This window comes from Colwellia sp. SU-HH01217, from assembly GCF_057543495.1.
This window is the reverse complement of the sequence record NZ_BAAJLX010000038.1, coordinates 1-1,098: the sequence shown is the minus strand read 5'-3', so window position 1 is coordinate 1,098 and position 1,098 is coordinate 1. Positions and strand designations below refer to the sequence as shown.

The following is a 1,098-nucleotide window of genomic DNA, read 5'->3' as shown; positions in this document are numbered from 1 at the left end:
TTTTGCTCCTGCGTCGCTTATTTTAACCAACTATTTTTTGCCTGTTAATTAGGCGTTAGCAGGCTTAAATCAGTAGTGTTTTATCTGCCTTTATTGATGAATTAAAAAGGATTTTTATGTTCGCTCAAATTTTTTTAGCTATTTTGGCTGTATTTCTTTTATATTTAGGTTTTGTAGAAAAATCTATTCTCAATATTGGGATAGGTTTTATTTTAATAGTAGTATCAGCAGCTAGATTTTATTCTGTAAAATCAGGTTCATCTATTCAAGAAGAATTTGATAAATGGCTTGCCAAACGTGACAATAAACTGAACGGTGAGTAGTATTCAGCGCTGCTAACAAGAAATTAAACAAGGACAAAAAACAGTTGGTTTTGCTCCTTCGTCGCTTATTTTAACCAACTATTTTTTGCCTGTTAATTAGGCGTTATGTTTAAAAGGAGTTTTGCATATGAATGATATAGCGAAAAAAATATTTGGTATTCTTGGTCTTATTTTAGCCATAGGGTACACAATAGATTTAATTTTTTATTGGCCTGATTCAGGCTACAATAGCTTCTATTTAATAAAATTAATTGCGTATATCGTTGGCTCTTCTTCAGTTTTTTGGCTTTTCTTTTTTAACGGTAAATATAAATCTACCAGTATTGGTAAATAGAACTTTAGAGTTAATTAAACATAACAAGAAATTAAACAAGGACAAAAAACAGTTGGTTTTGCTCCTTCGTCGCTTATTTTAACCAACTATTTTTAGCCTGTTAATTAGGCGTTAGGTGTATTAAGTTGATTGGCACTCGTCTTCTAAAAGCTGTATTTGCAATTGGCGTTATAGCTGTTGTATTTTCTGCAACTTTCGCTCCTACAATAGAAGGCTATGGAGATTTTGTCGCTATTATTTTCCTTGTATCATTAGCTAATTTTTTAATTGTTTATTGCGTATACGCATATTTGATCGGAGAAATAGAGGTTAAAAGTCATGTGGTAAAACGTAGTGAGTCGCCATTAGGATTTTGGTTTTCACTAGCTTTATATTCGTGTTTTTCAATATTTATTCTCCAACACTTTATAAGTGGGTTATACACCTAACAAGAAATTAAAC

The 1,098-nt window shown here is 31.3% G+C and carries 2 protein-coding genes; both read left to right on the top strand.

Translation table 11 applies throughout. The features are described 5' to 3' along the window. The first annotated feature begins 116 nt into the window (after positions 1-116). A complete protein-coding gene (locus tag AC27G3_RS18120; protein ID WP_487124032.1) occupies positions 117-323 on the top strand; it encodes a hypothetical protein in 207 nt (68 codons plus the stop codon). Positions 324-450: 127 nt separating this feature from the next. Beyond that, a complete protein-coding gene (locus tag AC27G3_RS18115) occupies positions 451-657 on the top strand; it encodes a hypothetical protein (protein ID WP_487124030.1) in 207 nt (68 codons plus the stop codon). Positions 658-1,098 lie beyond the last annotated feature (441 nt).

Excerpts from the sequence above, each read along its gene's own strand:
- AC27G3_RS18115 (WP_487124030.1), top strand. The coding sequence starts at position 451 with ATGAATGATATAGCGAAAAAAATATTTGGTATTCTTGGTCTTATTTTA.
- AC27G3_RS18120 (WP_487124032.1), top strand. The coding sequence starts at position 117 with ATGTTCGCTCAAATTTTTTTAGCTATTTTGGCTGTATTTCTTTTATAT.